General features: G+C 43.5%; 15 protein-coding genes. 8 read left to right on the top strand and 7 right to left on the bottom strand.

Features of this window, described 5'->3' with window-relative positions:
* Positions 1-6: 6 nt before the first annotated feature.
* The 4 genes from R7F67_RS10695 (at position 7) to R7F67_RS10680 (ending at position 4216) form a co-directional block, all read left to right on the top strand.
* Positions 7-969: a DNA polymerase III subunit delta' gene (locus R7F67_RS10695; RefSeq protein WP_158174065.1), complete on the top strand. Its 963-nt coding sequence runs from the start codon at positions 7-9 to the stop codon at positions 967-969.
* Positions 960-1727, top strand: a complete 768-nt coding sequence (locus R7F67_RS10690) for a TatD family hydrolase (protein WP_005372957.1) — start codon at positions 960-962, stop codon at positions 1725-1727. The genes R7F67_RS10695 and R7F67_RS10690 overlap by 10 nt, the downstream gene beginning before the upstream one ends.
* 444 nt (positions 1728-2171) lie before the next feature.
* A complete protein-coding gene (ptsG, locus tag R7F67_RS10685) occupies positions 2172-3602 on the top strand; it encodes a PTS glucose transporter subunit IIBC (protein ID WP_176311091.1) in 1431 nt (476 codons plus the stop codon).
* Positions 3603-3814: 212 nt separating this feature from the next.
* Positions 3815-4216, top strand: a complete 402-nt coding sequence (locus R7F67_RS10680) for a hypothetical protein (RefSeq protein ID WP_318057177.1) — start codon at positions 3815-3817, stop codon at positions 4214-4216.
* Positions 4217-4284: 68 nt separating this feature from the next.
* Here the strand turns inward: R7F67_RS10680 and R7F67_RS10675 are convergent, their stop codons facing one another.
* The 3 genes from R7F67_RS10675 to R7F67_RS10665 all read right to left on the bottom strand — a co-directional run bounded on the left by R7F67_RS10675 (position 4285) and on the right by R7F67_RS10665 (position 7003).
* Complete coding sequence (locus R7F67_RS10675; RefSeq protein ID WP_005372963.1) at positions 4285-4380, bottom strand: MetS family NSS transporter small subunit; 96 nt, start codon at positions 4378-4380, stop codon at positions 4285-4287.
* On the bottom strand, positions 4377-5843 hold the full coding sequence (locus tag R7F67_RS10670) for a sodium-dependent transporter (protein ID WP_318057176.1): 1467 nt from the start codon (positions 5841-5843) through the stop codon (positions 4377-4379). Before R7F67_RS10670 ends, R7F67_RS10675 begins: the two co-directional genes overlap by 4 nt.
* Positions 5844-6412: 569 nt before the next feature.
* The gene (locus tag R7F67_RS10665; protein ID WP_137282262.1) at positions 6413-7003 is read right to left on the bottom strand and encodes an outer membrane protein; all 591 of its coding nucleotides are present in this window, start codon (positions 7001-7003) and stop codon (positions 6413-6415) included.
* A gap of 127 nt (positions 7004-7130) precedes the next feature.
* Here R7F67_RS10665 and R7F67_RS10660 point away from each other — a divergent pair, with 127 nt between their 5' ends.
* Both R7F67_RS10660 and R7F67_RS10655 read left to right on the top strand, forming a co-directional pair.
* On the top strand, positions 7131-7223 hold the full coding sequence (locus R7F67_RS10660) for a YnhF family membrane protein (protein ID WP_005372970.1): 93 nt from the start codon (positions 7131-7133) through the stop codon (positions 7221-7223).
* A gap of 44 nt (positions 7224-7267) precedes the next feature.
* The gene (locus R7F67_RS10655) at positions 7268-8419 is read left to right on the top strand and encodes a patatin family protein (RefSeq protein ID WP_176311090.1); all 1152 of its coding nucleotides are present in this window, start codon (positions 7268-7270) and stop codon (positions 8417-8419) included.
* A gap of 108 nt (positions 8420-8527) precedes the next feature.
* Here R7F67_RS10655 and pyk read toward each other — a convergent pair whose 3' ends face one another.
* A complete protein-coding gene (gene pyk / locus R7F67_RS10650) occupies positions 8528-9970 on the bottom strand; it encodes a pyruvate kinase (RefSeq protein ID WP_176311089.1) in 1443 nt (480 codons plus the stop codon).
* 405 nt (positions 9971-10375) lie between these two features.
* Here pyk and R7F67_RS10645 point away from each other — a divergent pair, with 405 nt between their 5' ends.
* Both R7F67_RS10645 and R7F67_RS10640 read left to right on the top strand, forming a co-directional pair.
* On the top strand, positions 10376-11593 hold the full coding sequence (locus R7F67_RS10645; RefSeq protein ID WP_318057175.1) for an ROK family protein: 1218 nt from the start codon (positions 10376-10378) through the stop codon (positions 11591-11593).
* Between the two features lie 363 nt (positions 11594-11956).
* Positions 11957-12910 (top strand): chemotaxis protein CheV, encoded by a 954-nt coding sequence (locus R7F67_RS10640; protein ID WP_005372976.1) that lies wholly within the window; start codon positions 11957-11959, stop codon positions 12908-12910.
* A gap of 72 nt (positions 12911-12982) precedes the next feature.
* On the opposite strand, the gene R7F67_RS10635 is transcribed toward R7F67_RS10640, so the two are convergent.
* Genes R7F67_RS10635 through imuA form a run of 3 tightly spaced genes read right to left on the bottom strand, consistent with a single transcriptional unit; the run spans position 12983 to position 18185 of the window.
* Positions 12983-16057: an error-prone DNA polymerase gene (locus R7F67_RS10635; protein ID WP_064368639.1), complete on the bottom strand. Its 3075-nt coding sequence runs from the start codon at positions 16055-16057 to the stop codon at positions 12983-12985.
* Positions 16058-16084: 27 nt separating this feature from the next.
* Positions 16085-17488: a Y-family DNA polymerase gene (locus tag R7F67_RS10630; RefSeq protein ID WP_033905737.1), complete on the bottom strand. Its 1404-nt coding sequence runs from the start codon at positions 17486-17488 to the stop codon at positions 16085-16087.
* A gap of 4 nt (positions 17489-17492) precedes the next feature.
* Entirely contained in the window at positions 17493-18185 is a 693-nt protein-coding gene (gene imuA / locus R7F67_RS10625) for a translesion DNA synthesis-associated protein ImuA (protein WP_186584799.1), read from the bottom strand.
* Positions 18186-18281: the final 96 nt, after the last annotated feature.

Genomic DNA, 18281 nt, shown 5'->3' with positions numbered 1-18281 from the left:
TGACTCATGTTAAATGATTATCCATGGCTACAGCCAATATGGGATAACCTCAAAGTAGGGTTAGAGTCGGACAGAATACCAGGTGCGCTTTTATTACAAAGCGAGCAGGGCTTGGGCATCGAAAAACTTATCGAGTTTTTTAGCCAAGCACTTCTTTGCCAAAATTACGCGAGTGAAGCATGCGGTTTTTGTCATAGCTGCCAGCTAAATCAATCTCAAAACCACCCTGATTTACACTGGATCAAGCCAGAGAAAGAAGGAAAGGCGATAACGGTGGACCAAATTCGCGCTTGTAACCGTCTTGCTCAGGAATCATCTCAGCTTAATGGTTACCGCCTATTTGTAATAGAACCGGCGGACTCTATGAACGAGTCGGCATCGAATGCGCTGTTAAAGACGCTAGAAGAGCCTGGGGCAAAGTGCTTGTTTTTGCTCGTTACCCACAATCAGGAGCGTCTGCTCCCAACGATTCGTAGCCGTTGCCAACACTGGGTTGTTGCGCCTCCGTCAGCGGAACAAGCGATGCAATGGATGCACGAACAAGGGGCGAAGCAAGTTCCTGCTTATGCCTTAAAACTGAATATGGGCTCTCCAATAAAAACATTGGATGCGTTAAATAATGGTGAGCTCGAAGCTTACTTGGCTTTTGAACGCAGTTTTATTAAGGCAATGTCTTCGCCTGTTTCAGACGTTTCTGAGTGTGCTTCTTTAATCGCTAAACACTCAGAGCAATCACTAGACTGGGCATGGTATTTACTGACAGATGCTCAGAAAGCGCAGTTTGGTGTATCAGAAGCTCAAATGCTTCCGGGCGCGACAAAGTTTCAATCGGACAACTATAACGGTTTGTACTCATCAGCGAAGGCGCTGATGAACCTGAAAGCTCAGGTGCAAGCCTTTCCTGGCCTGAACCTTGAGCTACTATCAATGAATTGGTTAATTGAATCACGAGAGGCATTATGTTCGTAGATTCTCATTGTCATTTAGACAAATTGAATTACGACGATCTCCACATCAATGTGGAAGACGTTATTAACAAAGCTAAACAAGCAAACGTAACTGAACTACTTTCTGTTGGAGTAACGCTGGATTCTTTCCCGAAAATGATGGAAATGATCGAGCCTTATGACAATGTTTATGCTTCGTGCGGTGTGCACCCACTTGATGTTGAAAGCGACTTTTCGATGGACGTATTGCGCCACCATGCGTCGAATGCAAAAGTCGTCGCTATTGGCGAAACGGGTTTAGATTATCATTACAAGCCCGAAACGGCCGCGTTACAGAAAGAGCGCTTTGAGCAACACGTTGATCTTGCAGTGGAGCTCAACAAACCTTTAATTATCCATACCAGAAACGCACGTGCGGATACTCTAGATATTTTGCGTAAGGGTGGGGCAGAGAAATGTGGTGGTGTTATCCACTGTTTTACAGAAGATCTTCCATTTGCTGAAGCTGCACTGGAGCTGGGGTTTTATATTTCTATCTCGGGGATTGTTACTTTCCGTCAAGCTACAGAGCTAAAAGAAGTGGTGAAGACTCTACCTTTAGAGAAGCTTCTTATTGAGACAGATTCTCCTTACTTGGCTCCTGTCCCTCATCGTGGCAAAGAGAATCAACCCGCTTACGTTGTCGAAGTCGCTTCTTATATTGCGCAACTCAAATCGTGCTCTCTTTCTGAAGTGGCACAAAAAACCACCGAAAACTTCCGAAATCTTTTTTTGCGATGAAAAAATAATAAGAGCATAAAAAAGGAGCTTAGGCTCCTTTTTTGTTGATAAAAACAACAGATACGCTCACGAGTTTAATGTTTACTAAAAATGTTGATTTAATAACATTCAAAAATCACAAATGTAATTTTGTTACTAAAAATAACATTGGGGCGTATTTTATTTACGCCTTAAAATTAATTATATAAATAATTAATTCTTTATAAAACAGTAATATAAGTGCAATGCAAACCTTTTCATCGGCTGTTTTTGGGTGTGATCCAAGACTTGTTTTGAAACTAAATTTCGTAACTGTGTGGAAAGTTTGAGGGTCATCAATATATATTTAGAGCCGGAAAATATAATGCAGTTGTGGTTACATTTTCATTGGGTGCTAACCTTTAGGCTACGGGGGTGTGCCGTTAGTGCCCAAATAATACTTATAAATTTATCAGGAGCATAAACATGTTTAAGAACCTTTTTGCTAACCTGCAAAAAGTTGGTAAGGCTCTGATGCTTCCAGTATCAGTTTTACCAGTTGCAGGTATTTTATTAGGTGTGGGTGCTGCCCATCTAAGCTTTATTCCAGAGATCGTTTCTAATCTTATGGAACAAGCTGGTGGTTCAGTATTCGGCCAAATGGCACTTCTATTTGCAGTAGGTGTAGCTCTAGGCTTCACTAACAACGACGGTGTTGCAGGTCTTGCAGCTATCGTTGGTTACGGCATCATGACGGCAACGCTAGGTGTAATGGCGGGCGTTATGGGTGTTGAGAAAATCGATACAGGTGTACTAGGTGGTATCCTTGTCGGTGGTGTGGCTGCTTGGGCATTCAACCGTTTCTTCAAAATCCAACTTCCAGAGTACCTTGGCTTCTTCGCTGGTAAGCGCGCAGTGCCAATCATCACTGGTTTTGCTGCGATCATCCTAGGTGTTATCCTTTCTGTTATCTGGCCACCAATTGGCGGTGCAATTTCTGCATTCTCTGATTGGGCTGCACACCAAAACCCACAGCTAGCATTCGGTATCTACGGTGTTGTTGAGCGTTCTCTAATCCCATTCGGTCTACACCACGTATGGAACGTACCGTTCTTCTTCGAAGCAGGTTCTTGTGTTAACGCTGCCGGTGAAGCTCAAAATGGTGTACTAACTTGTTACCTAGTTGCTGATGAAGCATCTCGTGCTGCTGGTAATGGCTTCGGTCAGCTAGCGGGTGGTTACATGTTCAAGATGTTCGGTCTACCAGCTGCAGCAATCGCAATTGCTCATTGTGCTAAACCAGAAAACCGTGCAAAAGTAATGGGTATCATGGCGTCAGCTGCACTGACTTCATTCCTAACTGGTATTACTGAGCCAATCGAATTCTCATTCCTATTCGTTGCTCCACTACTATACGGTATCCACGCTCTACTAGCTGGTTCTGCATACATCGTTTCGAACACTCTAGGCTTTGTACACGGTACTTCTTTCTCTCACGGTCTGATCGACTTCCTAGTTCTATCTGGTAACGCTCAGAAGATGGTGCTAATGATTGCCGTTGGTCTAGTTTACGCAGTAATTTACTACGTAGTGTTCCGTGGTGTAATCACAGCGCTTGACCTAAAAACACCTGGCCGTGAAGATGAAACGGAAAGTGCAGCTGTAGCTTCTGGCTCTGATATGGGCGGTGAACTGGTTGCAGCGTTTGGCGGTAAAGCTAACATTACTGGTCTAGATGCATGTATCACACGTCTACGTGTAGCAGTTGCAGATACAGCAGCTGTTGACCAAGACAAGCTAAAACAACTAGGCGCTGCTGGTGTTGTAGTTGTAGCTGGTGGTGTACAGGCTATCTTCGGTACTAAGTCAGATAACCTAAAAACTGAAATGGATGAGTGGATTCGTAACCACGGTTAATCGCAGTCATTCATAGTAATGCATAAAAGGAGGCTTCGGCCTCCTTTTTTAGTTCCTATTTTATTAACTGACAGTTCCTTTTTAGTGTGATCCTAAACTCATCTTTACTTTTGTCAGCTTTTTCATACATCGAGCTTACCCATCGTTGACATATTGATATGCCATTATGTTTGAATAGCGAATAATGTTTTTTTGAATAATTGATAACGTGTATGAAGAACAAATTCATTTTAGTTTTGGGACTAGTTTCTAGTACGGCAATGGCGGCAAGCGAACCAACGGATCTATCAGTTGGTATGGCTGTCGATCAACAATTAAGTGTTGTTGTAGAGTTAGATAACAAATATCGTGGCATTATCGGAAACGATGGTATGGCGTTTGATTACATCGCTAAGCGTGGAACATTCGATCAAAACATGCCTGTGACTTGGTATGTCGGCGTTGGTGGCTGGTATGAATGGGATGACGAGTTTGGTGTGAGAGTACCACTTGGTGTGAACTGGGATTTATCACGCGGCTGGGACCTTTATGGTCAAATACACCCAGAGCTAGATCTTTACAAAGGTGCTGACTTGCTACTTGGCGGCGCCGTTGGCATCAAGTACAGTTTCTAGAATTGAACTAATGTATGTATAAAAAAACGCCGGTAACTACCGGCGTTTTTTATGTGGAACTTAACGTTCTATTGTTTATCCATGGCTCGCTTGATGCAAACGGCAGCGCCGCCCCAAGTGATACCTAAACCAATAACCATCATAATAATTGCGCTGATTGTCATTTTGCTGTCTCCTTGCGGTTCACTGCGTTGATCACTAGACCAAAGATAAAGAGTGCGGCGATAAGTGCCCAGCCTAAAGTTAGATCATAGCCACCGTAGCCTTCAGTAATTAGGGCGTATAGCTTGGTCGCTAAGATAATGGCGAGCATGATTGGTGTAACGAAGCGTAAGCAGATCTCGAACCATTGACCAACAGAGAAATCAGAGCGCTCGTTAACGTAATTACGTACTTCTGGCACGCGCTTCAATAGCCACGCCATCAAGACAATCTCAACCAGACCACCAACCATGATGCCAACGTTGTTTGCAAAGTGGTCTACTAGATCGAGTAGCAGCAGACCGCCATTGGTAGCAAACGCCATAGAGACAACGAAGCCAATACCAATCACAACATTTGCAGCTTTTTTACGGCTCCACTTCAGCTTGTCGATAATGGCTGAAGTTACGGCTTCCATAATTGAAATATGCGAACTTAGACCAGCAACCACCAGTGCAAAGAAGAACAGTGGACCAAGAATATATGGGGCAGGTAGTAGGTTAATTGCCGCAGGTAAAGTAACAAAAGCCAAGCCAACGCCTGCAGATACCACCTCTGTTAACGGCTTACCTTGCTCTTGAGCCATGTAACCCAATACTGAGAAGATCATGATGCCGGCTAGGATCGAGAAGCCACAGTTGATCAACACGGTCATAAACGCGTTATTCGTTATGTCTGACTTTTCTGGTAGGTAGCTAGAGTAAGCTAGCATGATGGCGAAGCCGATACTTAGCGTAAAGAAGATCTGACCATATGCCGCTGCCCATACTTTCACATCCCAAATTTTGCTGAAATCGGGTTCGAACATGTAGTTCACGCCATCTAGAGCTCCTGGCAAGAAAATCATACGTCCGATTAAGAAAATCACCATCAAGAATAGGATTGGCATCATAATTTTAGATGCTCGTTCAATTCCTGATTTCACGCCTTTGGCAATAGCGGTGTAAGTAATTGCCCAAGCAATCACCATGGATAAAGCAATCTTCCATTGAATACTGCCTAAGTCTGTTGGTGAGTTGTCACCTAGCTTTAGGTATTCATTAAAGAAAAATGCGTTGGTATCGGTTCCCCAACCTTGAGTGAACGACAACCCAAAGTAAGAAATCGACCAACCGATAACAGCCACATAGTAAACGGCAATAACTGCAGCCACACCAACTTGGAACCAGCCAAGCCATTCAAATTTAGAATGAATTTTCGCTAGTGTTTTTGGTGCCGAGCCTCGGTATTTTTGTCCCATACTGAACTCAAGGATCATAAATGGAATACCGGCAGTGATCATGGCAAAAATGTAAGGAATAAAAAATGCGCCGCCACCGTTTTCATAGGCCATGTATGGGAAACGCCAAATGTTTCCCAAACCGATAGCAGACCCAACTGCTGCTAAGATGAATCCCGCCCGGGATCCCCATTGTTCTCGCTTCATATTTGACTCCTATAAGACTCCCTGAGGAATGAAGCTCTCTACGTAACACAGTAATAATTGCGCAAACAGTTGGAAGAAAGGACCGCTGTTATCCATCAGCTTTTCTATCCTTAATTCTAACTTTTTATAATTTTATAGAGCTATATTCTGGCTACTGTAAGAGAAAGTAGATTATTAATCTTAAAATTTTGATGTGTGTTTGATAAAACTGAAATATTTATCTGTTTTCACTGATCAGACTAACTTCTAATAATACTTAGCGCAATAGAATCTAAATGTTAATTCAGATGCGTTGTCTGGTTTTAATCTTGTTAAATTTGAGTTTGATTGTGGTTTTGTGTGGGTGGTTGGTTGTTTGTCTGGAATAAATAACTGGGATCTAATAATTGCTTTGGTGTTTAAGACTATTTTGATGAATTAGGGCGTACGGCTATCTTTTGTGCACCTATCTAGATGATGCTTCGTTACTTTGCCAAACAATGGTGTTTAGACGATGTCCTTTATCGGCTCTGTGCAGGACTCGTTCAGCGTTCTTTGTGACGAGCCCTACAGAGGAACATGCATAAAAATTAGAAGCGGAAACTAAAACCAACATTTGATTGGAATTGGTTCATCCAATCAGTATCGAACTTAATGATACAGTTTGAGCCGTCATTAGGTAGAGTACAGGCGCCAGATGTATCGTTATCAACGACCGTTCCTAACCATCTCAGTTGGGCTGTTAACGCAAAGTTCTTTGAAAATTCATATTCCAGCCCTGCAAAAGCGCTAGCCGAAAATCCGTATTTTTTGTCTACCCAATCCACATCGGCATAAGAAGCGCCCAAACCTACACCGATATAGGTTTGCCAATTTTCTGCGACAGGATAGTACATGCTGCTTTGGAAGTGCAGATAATGGATATCTGCCGAGTTGGACAGCTTTTCAAGTTCCGTCGATTGATTGGAGTAAAACAATCCGATCCTTCCTTTTTCTAAGGGAGTCTCGACTGAGAGAGCGTAGTTCACTGCGGGGTCGAGATCGTATGTATTACCACTTTCATCCTCTACTTGGCCGCCTCCTGTATAGCCTATGTATGGTGTAACGATGATATTCGCTTGTGCATTGATAGCAGTACTCATCATCATGATTCCTACTAGCCAGCTGAGTTTTTGGTTCATGCCCTATCTCCTTATTATGACTAAGCTAATTGTGATGGGTTAGTCAAAATTGCGCGACTAAATTAAGCAAATCTTGAACATATTTCACACCGGTGTTATTAATTTGTTACATATTAAGGAGGTGTTTATGGAACACGATCTAAAATCCGCATTAATCATTGTGGTGACTGTTTTTGCAGTGCTTTTGTCATTTGGCATCATTGCTATTACAACAGCTTAAGATAACCACTTTTACCAAACGTTTTAACAAAATGGCGTGAGCCTATGATACGTAACAGCGGTATAATCACAGAAAGCCATGCAGAGCTTGATGTAAAAGTTTATGAGCACTTTAGGCATGGTAAAACTGCTTTAGTCACGCAAGGTGGAGGGCAGAGAGGGATTTTTACCGCTGGCGTTTTAGACGCCTTTTTACTTTCCAACTTCGATCCTTTCGATGAATTCTATGGCACCTCTGCCGGAGCACTTAACTTATGTTCTTACTTGTGTCGTCAACATGGCATGGGCAAAGCTTTTATTACCGAGCTGACAACGTCTCCTGAATTTTTTAATCTGTTTCGCTATATCCGAAAGCAGCAGTACTTAGGTTTAGAGTGGGCATTAGAACGGATTCAAGATTTCCCATACAAGCTTGACCTTGATTTAGGTCGTAGTGCATTGGGAAAACGAGGAGCGTTTGCTGCGGTAACGAATATAGAGACGCTATCAGATCAATATCTACCAATCTTGGATGACTCGTGGTTTAACACTATGCTAGCGACATGTGCGATTCCCAAGTTGTACCACGGACCTGTCGACGTAAATGGCAATAAGTTTGTTGATGGCGGCGTGTCTGCCTCTATCCCTGTTCAAGAAGCGTGGCGTCAGAATGCTCGCAACATTATTGTCATTCGCACAGAGCCGTTTTCAGAGATTGAAGCGAGAGCCCAAAGTGAAGTGGGGGATGTGCCTGTCGAATGGTATCGAGAGTCTATCAACTCAGTACAGCAATCATGGCAGCAAAAAGTGAATCAGTGGAAGCTGGATTGGGCGTCGTTCTTCCAACAAAAAATTAATGCAGCACATCAATCGAAGCTTGCAGGGAAAATGCTGTTAAATGGAGGTCGTTGGTTGTTCGGTGCCGATAACTTGTATCGTTTAAGTCATCTGATTGGTGAGAATTTTGATTCAGGTTTAGCCGACATGCTGATGATTCATTATCAAACATTTGAGCTCACTCAGGCCTTTATATCTGCTCCACCTGACGACACTTTTATTTTACAAGTTGCGCCTAAAGAGGGGCTTCGTTCTTCTTCTTTGTTAAGTGACCAAGAGTCACTAGAGCATGACTATCAACTTGGGCTTCAAGCTGGGTTTAACCTAGTTCAACTCTATGACCAGCTGGATGTTGAAATTGATGGTAGAGAGAGAGCATAAACCTTCTTACGTTCACGATGTGCGCAATATACAAAGCATATAAATAAGGCTCCATTTTCGGAGCCTTATTTGCGGGTTCTTGTGGTTAACTCCGGTTAGGTATAACGACTACGCTTGTAGAATGCGCATGCAGTTGGTTGAGCCAACAACATCCATTACATCGCCTTGAGTAATAATGACTAAATCACCTTTGTGCAAGTACCCTTGCTCTTTAAGGCTAGTAATCGCTGCTTGAGCCGTTGGTAAACCCGCATCACTTTTTGACTCGAAATATACAGGTGTCACGCCTCGGTATAATGCTGCTCGATTTAGTGTCGATTCATTCCGTGATAAGGCAAATATTGGCAAGCCAGAGCTTAAGCGAGACATCATCAACGCAGTCCTGCCGGACTCAGTTAACGAGATCATCGCTTTAATTCCTTCCATGTGATTCGCAGAGTACATGGTTGCCATTGCGATGGTTTCTTCAGCGGTTTCGAAGGTTCTATCTAAGCGATAAGTAGATAGACTTGCCTCCGACATTTTTTCTGCCCCCACACATACTTCGGCCATGGATTTGACCGTTTCTACAGGATATTTACCTGCAGCAGTCTCTCCAGACAGCATCACCGCGTCAGTGCCGTCTAGAACCGCATTGGCCACATCCATCACTTCAGCACGCGTTGGCATTGGGCTAGTAATCATGGACTCCATCATTTGTGTCGCAGTAATCACGATACGGTTTAAACTGCGTGCGCGGCGAATCAGTTTTTTCTGGACACCTATGAGCTCAGGGTCACCGATTTCTACACCAAGGTCACCACGTGCAACCATCACTACATCGGATGCGAGAATAATGTCGTCAATAGACTCATTGGTCGCGACGGTTTCTGCTCGTTCGACTTTAGCCACTAACATGGCTTCAAGGCCTGCATCTCTGGCTAAGCGTCGAGCGTAATGCATGTCTTCGCCGTTACGCGGGAATGAAATAGCAAGGTAGTCTACTTGAATTGCTGCGGCGGTAAGAATGTCGGCTTTATCTTTCTCTGTGAGCGCATCGGCTGACAATCCGCCGCCTTTTTTGTTGATCCCTTTATTGTTGGACAGTGGACCACCGACAATCACACGGGTATGAACTTTATTACCCTCTACTTTGGTAACTTGCAGCTGAACGCGTCCATCATCGAGTAATAAAATGTCATTTGGTGAAACATCTTGCGGTAGTTCTTTATAATCTAACCCTACAGATTCTTGATTGCCTTCACCTTTTGGTAAATCACTATCTAATGTGAATTTATCGCCCACATTCAAAATGACTTGGCCGTCTTTAAACGTTGATACACGGATTTTAGGGCCTTGTAAGTCACCAAGAATTGCAACCTGACGCCCAAGTCTTGCTGCAATGGTACGGACTTTGTTCGCACGTTGAATGTGGTCTTCACTGGTTCCATGTGAAAAATTCATACGGACAACGTTTGCACCGGCTTTGATGATCTCCTCAAGTATATTGTCCTTATCCGTTGAAGGACCCAGCGTAGTGACAATTTTTGTTCGTCTTAATTTGGAAGTCATAGATTCTCCGATGAATGTGTGTACAGGTAACTTGAACTCTATCCTTACTTTACGCAATCGCTCTCAAGGTTAGCCTCGCTTAGCCCACACCTTAAAGCTACTTGAATATAAGTATATGCACAGAATGTTTACATTAAGAGTAACCCCGGTAAAACAGACAGATATTCGACAGGCAATGGCCTTATTGATAAAAATACGCTGCTTTAAAGGCATTACTTCATAATTTAGTGAATAAAAATAAGTTATTTTTCAAACAATTTAACAGGAGTAGATTCTTCGTTATTTGATTGAATACACAAACAAACAGGTTTATACGTGATGCTTGTCACGGGGATTTATTAATTCACTTCACAATTAGTTCGCAAAGTAAAAAAATTGTCCCGTTATAGAATTTCGGAGTGCAAGATGTACATGGCTCAACCGGGCCATATTGATCATATCAAACAGGTCAATGCTGGTCGTGTATATAAACTAATTGACCTAAAAGGTCCTATTTCTCGAATTGATTTGTCCAAGCAGAGTGAGCTTGCTCCTGCTAGTATCACCAAAATCACTCGAGAATTAATTGAAGCGCACTTGATTCATGAAACGACAGTACAAGAAGCGACGAGTCGTGGTCGACCTGCTGTCGGTTTGCAGGTCAATAATGAAGGCTGGCAATTTTTGTCAATGCGTTTGGGGCGGGGTTATTTAACCATTGCTTTGCATGAGTTAGGCGGTGATGTACTAATCGATACTAAAATCGAGATACACGAGCTTGATCAAGACGATGTGCTTGAGCGCCTGCTTTACGAAATTGAAGAATTCTTTCAGACTTACGCGGATCAACTTGATCGTGTTACCAGTATTGCCCTTACGCTGCCTGGTCTCGTGAACTCAGAGCAAGGTGTCGTTTTGCAGATGCCTCATTACAATGTCGAAAATCTTGCTCTTGGACCAGAGATATACAAAGCAACGGGCTTGCCAGTTTTCATTGCCAATGACACGCGAGCTTGGGCATTAGCAGAAAAGCTTTTTGGTCATTCTCAAGATAATGACAACTCCGTTCTTATCTCTATCCACCACGGTTTAGGTGCGGGCATCATTCTGGATGGGCGCGTTTTGCAAGGCCGTCACGGTAACATTGGTGAACTCGGGCATATTCAAATTGACCCAAATGGAAAACGTTGTCATTGCGGCAATATTGGCTGTTTGGAAACCGTTGCCAGTTCTCAGGCAATTCGTGAAGAAGTCGTAAGACGAATCGCTGATGGCGAAGACTCTATTCTTGCTAAACAAGAGGAAATGAGTATTGAGAGCATTTGTGAAGCCGCTGCAAACGGTGATCCTTTGGCCGTCGATGTGATTGAAAAACTTGGACGCTACTTAGGCTCTGCAATTGCTATTGTGATCAACTTATTTAACCCTGAGAAAATCTTGATCGGTGGTGTGATTAACCAAGCAAAAGATGTGCTTTATCCTGCGGTTCGTCGCTGTATCGAAGAGCAGAGTTTACCTGTTTATCACCAAGATCTTGAGCTGGTGGAGTCTCGTTTCTATAAGCAAGCCACAATGCCTGGTGCCGCGTTGATTAAGCAAGCGTTGTACGATGGTCAACTATTGATGAAGGTTGTGGAAGGTTAAGTACTTTTTAACATGATGATGTGCCTGGCTGTTGAGACTGCATTTGTAGGTGATTTAGGGTGAGACTTAACGGCTCACCCTTTTTGATCGCCTATTACTAGAAAGGGAATTTGAGTTATGTTGCATTGCTATATCTGCGCCATTCATGTAATTTCCTAAAAAGCTCAAGTAAATAAACAAAATGGCTTTCAATGTGCTGCGTGACTTTGCGTCTGATGCAAAGAGAAGTAATACGCTAAAACTGTTGTACTTTAAAGCTGTGCTCGAAAAGCCAAATATTTTAAGGTTATTTGGTTATATAACCTTGCTGTGTCTGTACTGATTTCGAGTAAAATAAGAATTATCCATAATTTAGGTAGTAGTATGTCCGGAGTGTTAAATACGGTTGACCAGCGTACAAACTTGGTTGGTGAAAATCGACTAGAGCTTCTGCTGTTCACTTTAAATAGTCGCCAATTATTTGCGATTAATGTGTTCAAAGTGAAAGAGGTCATCAAGCTTCCACCGTTAACCAAGCTCCCTGGATCGCACTACAATATTCGTGGGGTTGCTTCTCTACGAGGTGAAGCGGTACCAGTGATTGATTTACGAGGCGCAATTGGTTTTCCTGCTTTACGTGGTGAAGCGGAAGAAGAAAATTTGATCGTGACAGAGTACAACCGCACGGTGCAGGGCTTCTTAGTCGGTCCGGTTAAAAACATTATTAATACGGCATGGACTGAAATTCAGCCGCCTCCTTCCACGTCTGGTCGCTCGAATTACCTCACGGCTATCACGCAAATCAAAGAGGGGGATGCCTCTCAAATTGTCGAAATTATTGACGTTGAAAAAGTTTTAGCAGAGATCGTACATTACGACGTGACTATCTCGGAGGACATTCTCGATCAAGAATTGGCCCAAGCAATGGTCGGGCGTAATGTTCTGATTGTGGATGATTCCTCTACAGCTCGTAATCAAGTTCGCGATACGCTTTCTCAATTGGGTATGAATATCATCGAGTGCCGTGACGGGCTAGAAGCGTTAACGGTTTTAAAACGTTGGTGTGATGAAGGTAAAGATGTAGAAAAAGAGCTGTTGATGATGATTACGGATGCTGAAATGCCTGAAATGGACGGTTATAAACTGACCCATGAAGTGCGCCAAGATCCACGTATGTCTAAGTTGTTTATCACATTGAACACTTCTCTGAGCGGTAGTTTTAATGAAGCCATGGTACAAAAAGTAGGCTGTGATCGCTTTATATCTAAATTCCAACCGGATCTGCTGGTTGAAGTTGCTCAAGACCGATTACGCCAGATGCTTTCTAAAAGTGCATGATTAGACCTAGTGAAATCAGAGGGAGCGCACCTCTCTCTGATTTTTAACATTTCTCTCCTTAATTCCTCTGTACTAATGGAAATCCCGAGATTTACTTTGTAGATTGTTCAAGTAGTGCGTGCAATCCATCAACTTGCCAGCAATAACGTGTGTGACTTCTCCCTCTTTTTCAAGAATGCCTTTCACCATTAATACTTTAGCGCCTAAATACGCTTGCTTTTGGGCTCGTGCTGTCGCTTGCCAAACGACCACATTAATGTTGCCCGTGTCATCTTCTAACGTAAAAAATGTCACGCCAGCGGCGGTGCCTGGAGATTGTCTTCCTGTTACCACACCTACCACTGTGACCAGTGACTTATGCGGTTTCTCTGTCAGTTGCCTCATGCGGGTAAAGTGAGGGAGTTTGCCCGTTTCTTCTAATAATTTAATTGGATGGCGGCTAAGAGATAGTCCCGTGCTTGCGTAATCCTCAATTAAATTTTCATATTCAGAGGGTTGAGTCTGGTAGCTAACATTGGGTTCTTCGACCTTGTGAAACAATGGTAGGTCAGATAAGGAATCCATTGCTGCCCAGCGAGCGTTATAACGATTTCCCGATAAGGCCTGAAATGCATTGGCTGAAGCCAATAATTCAATGTCACTTCGGCTTCTTAATATCTGCTTTACTTCTTGAATCGATCGGTAACCATTAAGTGGTTTGCGCTCAATAAGCCTTTGTGCGCTTTCTGCGTTAAAGCCTTTCACCAAGCGAAAACCAAGTTGCACGCCGAGCCTGCCATTCGGACGTGAGACGAGATGATGTTGATATTTTGAATGATTGACGCACACCGGCAATACTTCGACGCCATGTCGGCGAGCATCTTGTACTAATTGCGATGGGCTATAAAATCCCATTGGTTGGCTGTTCAACAATGCAGTGTAAAATTCGGCTGGGTAATAATATTTTAACCATGCAGAACAATATGCCAGCACTGCGAAAGACGCTGAATGACTTTCAGGGAAACCGTACTCACCAAAGCCGCATATCTGATCGAAAATGCGCTCAGCAAACGCTAAGTCATAACCTCTCTCTTGCATACCATTGATCAGTTTTGGCCTAAATTTAGCGAGATCGCCATTCTTTTTCCATGATGCCATCGCTCGACGGAGTTGATCGGCCTCGCCGCCGCTAAACCCTGCGGCTACCATGGCTAGCTTGATGACTTGCTCTTGGAAAATAGGGACGCCCATAGTCCGCTCCAGAACGCTTTTTACTTCTTCCGATGGATAACTGACAGGCTCTTTGTGATCTCGTCGTTTTAAAAAAGGATGCACCATATCACCCTGAATAGGGCCTGGACGAACAATTGCAATTTGAATCACTAAGTCGTAATAACAAGCAGGCTTTAGGCGAGGAAGCATGCTCATTTGTGCACGAGATTCTATTTGGAATACGCCTATCGTGTCAGCTTTTTGGATCATGCGGTACACGTGTGGATCATCTTGTCGGCGAGTGATCTCGGAAATCGAGAGGGATCGCTGGTGATGTTTCTCGACCAGTTGAAAGCACTTTTTGATGGCGTTTAACATGCCGAGTGCGAGTACATCGACTTTTAGTAGCTTCAAGCTTTCTAAATCGTCTTTATCCCATTGAATGATAGTGCGATCTTCCATCGAGGCATTTTCAACAGGTACCAACTCATATAAAGGGCCAGATGAAATTACAAAGCCACCTACGTGCTGAGATAAATGGCGTGGGAAGCCAATGATCTCGTTGACCAATTGGATAAACTGCTGCCCTTTGAGAGATTCTGGTTGTAAGCCAAGTTCAATAATTTGAGCTTGCCAGCCTTGGCTGCGATCTCGGCGATTAACGTTCTTAATGAAAAAATCTAATTGGGTCTCTTCAATCCCTAGTGCTTTACCGACTTCACGCACGGCACTTTTAAAGCGATAGCTGATCACTGTTGCAGCAAGTGCTGCACGCTCACGACCATATTTTTTGTAAATATACTGGATAACTTCTTCACGGCGCTCGTGTTCAAAGTCCACATCAATATCCGGCGGTTCCTTACGTTCTTTACTGATAAATCGTTCGAATAAGACAGCGATTTGTCGAGGATCGACGGCGGTAATTTCCAGGCAATAACACACTACAGAGTTTGCAGCGGAACCTCGCCCTTGGTAAAGAATACCTTGCTGTTTCGCAAACATTACGATGTCGTGAATAGTAAGGAAGTAGTAGTGGTATTTAAGCTCTTGAATAAGCGCCAGTTCATTCTCGATGGTTTGATTGACTTCTGCTGGCACGCCTTCAGGAAAACGCAGCTTTTTACCACGTTCGACCAACATACGTAAGTAAGAGTCGGGTGTATAACCATCTGGGATCAGCTCGGTAGGATATTCGTATTTTAAATCGGAGAGCTTAAACTCGCATAAATCGGCGATGTAAGTACTCTCTTCCAGCCATTCTGGTTTGTAAATCCGAATCAACTTTTTAAAAGGACGAAGCGCTCGCTCAGTATTCGAAATACGGTCAAAACCGAGTTTATCGACGCTACACCCATGTTTTATAGCAGTAAGTACATGCTGTAATGGCAAGCGTTCAACGTCATGCATGAGAACGCCTCCGCAGGCAGTTATAGGTAATTGAAATTCATGTGCTAACTGCTCGCAGTGCGCAATGTACTCAGTATCGTTGTTACTCAAATGGCGCTGAATCGCTACCCACAAACGATTAGCGTGGTGTTGATTGAGCCAGCGCCCCCAATAGTGATCACTTTCTTGATGTGTGGGCAGCCACAATACCAAACAATGTCGAACCGACATCAAATCCCATTCGAACAGTTGATAGTTGCCTTTTTCACTGCGTCTTCTTGCGTTTGTGATGATACGACACAACTCGGCATAAGCCTTGCGACAAGGGCAAAGCAGTACGATTTGGCATTCATCATTTAACCAAAACATACTTCCAACGATTTGTTTGATATCGAGTTTATGTTGTTCGATGGTCGCATGGGCTTTGACAACGCCCGCGACTGAACATTCATCCGTTATAGCTAGAGCTTGATAGCGATAGAAAGCAGCTTGGAGTACCAGCTCTTCTGCATGAGAAGCTCCAGTCAAAAAAGAGAAGTTAGACTGACAAAATAGTTCCGCGTAACTCATAATGACCCAACAAAAATAACTGTCGATTTAACAAAAATAGCCATGAAGAAACCAGTGCTTGTGCTGATCACGAAATATCCATAACCAGCGGCCTTGCTTGGTGTGTGCAATGTAGTAATCACGCATGATCTCATCACCATCCCACCACCCAGAAACTATTCGCTCAGGTCCGTGGACCAAAGAAACTTGCTCTTGCAATACAATGGGAGTCGGTAATTGCATTGCGGGGCGTAGTATGGATGGTATGGCGTGCCCCTTTTCATCCGGAGCATCAGCAGGGCGATACTGACTGGCCTTTTCTGGTCTAGGATCGCAAGCAATATTGGGTTTTAAAACGGCACTTTTTCCCAATTTAGCTTGCAGTAAAGAGAGCAGCTCTAAAGCATTCATGTTTCCTTTCTGCCCAGCAAAGAGATCGCGTGATGCACTAAGAGGCTCACCTTGACGGATGACTTTTAACGTTAGCCCTGTGACTGGGCCATTAAGCGAGAGTGATTCTAAGCTTAAACTCGCTAACTGTTGCCAACGCTGACATAGGTAATCACCTTGCGCAGAAGTGAGTTGAAGGTGTTGCTCTTGTTTCTCACGCTGGTGGAGTGTTAAACACAGTTCAAAAGCGACCTTATCTCTTAATTTTAGAAAGGTTTCGAGTTGACGAAGTAATTTGGTCAACGGCTTTTTAATCCACTGAACGTTTTCGATCTCAAACAAGAGCTCTAAATAAACTTGGAAGGATTCGGTAGGGTGATAAAAGTCGACAGGGTGTTTAAACTGCCCAGTCAGTCGACCAACGTAGTTCACCAAATCGATATCAAAGCGTCGTGCGATGTCTTGCAATGGCAGTTCAAGCAGGTTTTGCAATGTGGTGACGCCTACACGTTGTAACTTCTCTACGGTAGCGTTTGATAAATCTGTCAGTTTTAACGGTAGTGGTGATAAAGCTTTTTGTATGGCAGATTTGTCTTCACTGATGACGTTCGCTCCTGATATTGCCATCAATTTGGCAGCAAAAGGCGAAAAACCACATCCGAATTGAAAACTCAGTTTCAGCTCCGATAAGTGAGCTCTGACTTTATTCCAATAGTTTTCAAGCCCTTCATACAGAGCGAGCATTGGAGTAGCACGCAGCAAAATACCTTGGTTTGGCATCAACACAACGTCAGATGTGATCAAATACAGCCATTGAGCAATTTCTTGTAACTTGCTCAATTCGGTGTGCGGATGATAAGGATGCACTTGTAAATCTCGACACAAGGACGCAGCACTGCCTAGGCCCATACCAGGCTTAATGCCTTGTTGTTCGGCAATCTCGTTGTATTGAAGAATCTGGCAACGTTGGCTTTCGACAATCACCACGGGTTGTTCTTGGTTATCACCAAAGAGTGCGTCTAGCTGCAGGCGAGGGAAGTGCAAGTAAATCCACAGAGCCATATCACTAACCTTGGTTCGCCAGTGGGAAATTGACCACAGTCGAGTGCACAGTTTCAGATGATGGTTTCACCAGTTGCGGGTAATGGTGTTGGAAGCCGATACTAACGCTACCTCTATTCCAGCCTCCTTTCCTTTTCAGCACTTCAACATTAATCCCTTGCTCGTCGCCTTTCAGTTTTAAACTGAGTGACACAGGCAAAGACAAGCGGTTGATAGTATCTGTTTTAAGCATAAAGAGAGGGCAACTCCCTTGTTCACTTGCTACCTGTAAGCGTTTCACTTGATGTATTTCAAGCTCTTCTTGCCATAACAAAACATTACTGCATACCCCACTTTTCAGACATTGCTCTGCAGCCCAAAGAGCATCTTTGGGGTGAGTTGGAGTAACAACCCACACTTGGTTTATATCCAACCCGATGTAGTGTAAAAACAGAGAATTCACTAGCGCAGGTGGTTGAATAAATGCGGTCATACCATTGGTCTGAGTGGCTTTTAAATAGGGAGCGAGCAAACGCAATTCACCAATACTACCAATAGATTCCATCTCCACTACGCCATGAGGTGGAAAGCCTCCGCCGAGCAAATCATCTAATTCAGAAAAACCGGAACTAGTCTGCAACTGCTGAGGATCTGCTTTCGTTAAATTTGCTTGCCAAACAAGGTGTTGGCTTTTTAAGTTCTGAATAATATCTTGCATAATAAATACCTGTATATATGTACAGTATATTTCTGTGGGAGAAAGTCGCAAGATTTTTATGAAGAGAGAAATGAAAAAAGGCAGCGTTTGCTGCCT

Source organism: Vibrio sp. YT-17, from assembly GCF_033337375.1.
Classification (GTDB): domain Bacteria; phylum Pseudomonadota; class Gammaproteobacteria; order Enterobacterales; family Vibrionaceae; genus Vibrio; species Vibrio alginolyticus.
This window is presented reverse-complemented; position numbering and strand designations above follow the sequence as displayed.

Bases quoted from the DNA above. Each gene is read 5' to 3' on its own strand.
- R7F67_RS10635 (WP_064368639.1), bottom strand. From the start codon at position 16,057: ATGAGTTACGCGGAACTATTTTGTCAGTCTAACTTCTCTTTTTTGACT.
- R7F67_RS10645 (WP_318057175.1), top strand. From the start codon at position 10,376: ATGTACATGGCTCAACCGGGCCATATTGATCATATCAAACAGGTCAAT.
- R7F67_RS10665 (WP_137282262.1), bottom strand. From the start codon at position 7,003: ATGAACCAAAAACTCAGCTGGCTAGTAGGAATCATGATGATGAGTACT.
- ptsG (WP_176311091.1), top strand. From the start codon at position 2,172: ATGTTTAAGAACCTTTTTGCTAACCTGCAAAAAGTTGGTAAGGCTCTG.
- R7F67_RS10640 (WP_005372976.1), top strand. From the start codon at position 11,957: ATGTCCGGAGTGTTAAATACGGTTGACCAGCGTACAAACTTGGTTGGT.
- R7F67_RS10660 (WP_005372970.1), top strand. From the start codon at position 7,131: ATGGAACACGATCTAAAATCCGCATTAATCATTGTGGTGACTGTTTTT.
- imuA (WP_186584799.1), bottom strand. From the start codon at position 18,185: ATGCAAGATATTATTCAGAACTTAAAAAGCCAACACCTTGTTTGGCAA.
- R7F67_RS10655 (WP_176311090.1), top strand. From the start codon at position 7,268: ATGATACGTAACAGCGGTATAATCACAGAAAGCCATGCAGAGCTTGAT.
- R7F67_RS10630 (WP_033905737.1), bottom strand. From the start codon at position 17,488: ATGGCTCTGTGGATTTACTTGCACTTCCCTCGCCTGCAGCTAGACGCA.
- R7F67_RS10690 (WP_005372957.1), top strand. From the start codon at position 960: ATGTTCGTAGATTCTCATTGTCATTTAGACAAATTGAATTACGACGAT.
- R7F67_RS10680 (WP_318057177.1), top strand. From the start codon at position 3,815: ATGAAGAACAAATTCATTTTAGTTTTGGGACTAGTTTCTAGTACGGCA.
- R7F67_RS10670 (WP_318057176.1), bottom strand. From the start codon at position 5,843: ATGAAGCGAGAACAATGGGGATCCCGGGCGGGATTCATCTTAGCAGCA.
- R7F67_RS10695 (WP_158174065.1), top strand. From the start codon at position 7: ATGTTAAATGATTATCCATGGCTACAGCCAATATGGGATAACCTCAAA.
- R7F67_RS10675 (WP_005372963.1), bottom strand. From the start codon at position 4,380: ATGACAATCAGCGCAATTATTATGATGGTTATTGGTTTAGGTATCACT.
- pyk (WP_176311089.1), bottom strand. From the start codon at position 9,970: ATGACTTCCAAATTAAGACGAACAAAAATTGTCACTACGCTGGGTCCT.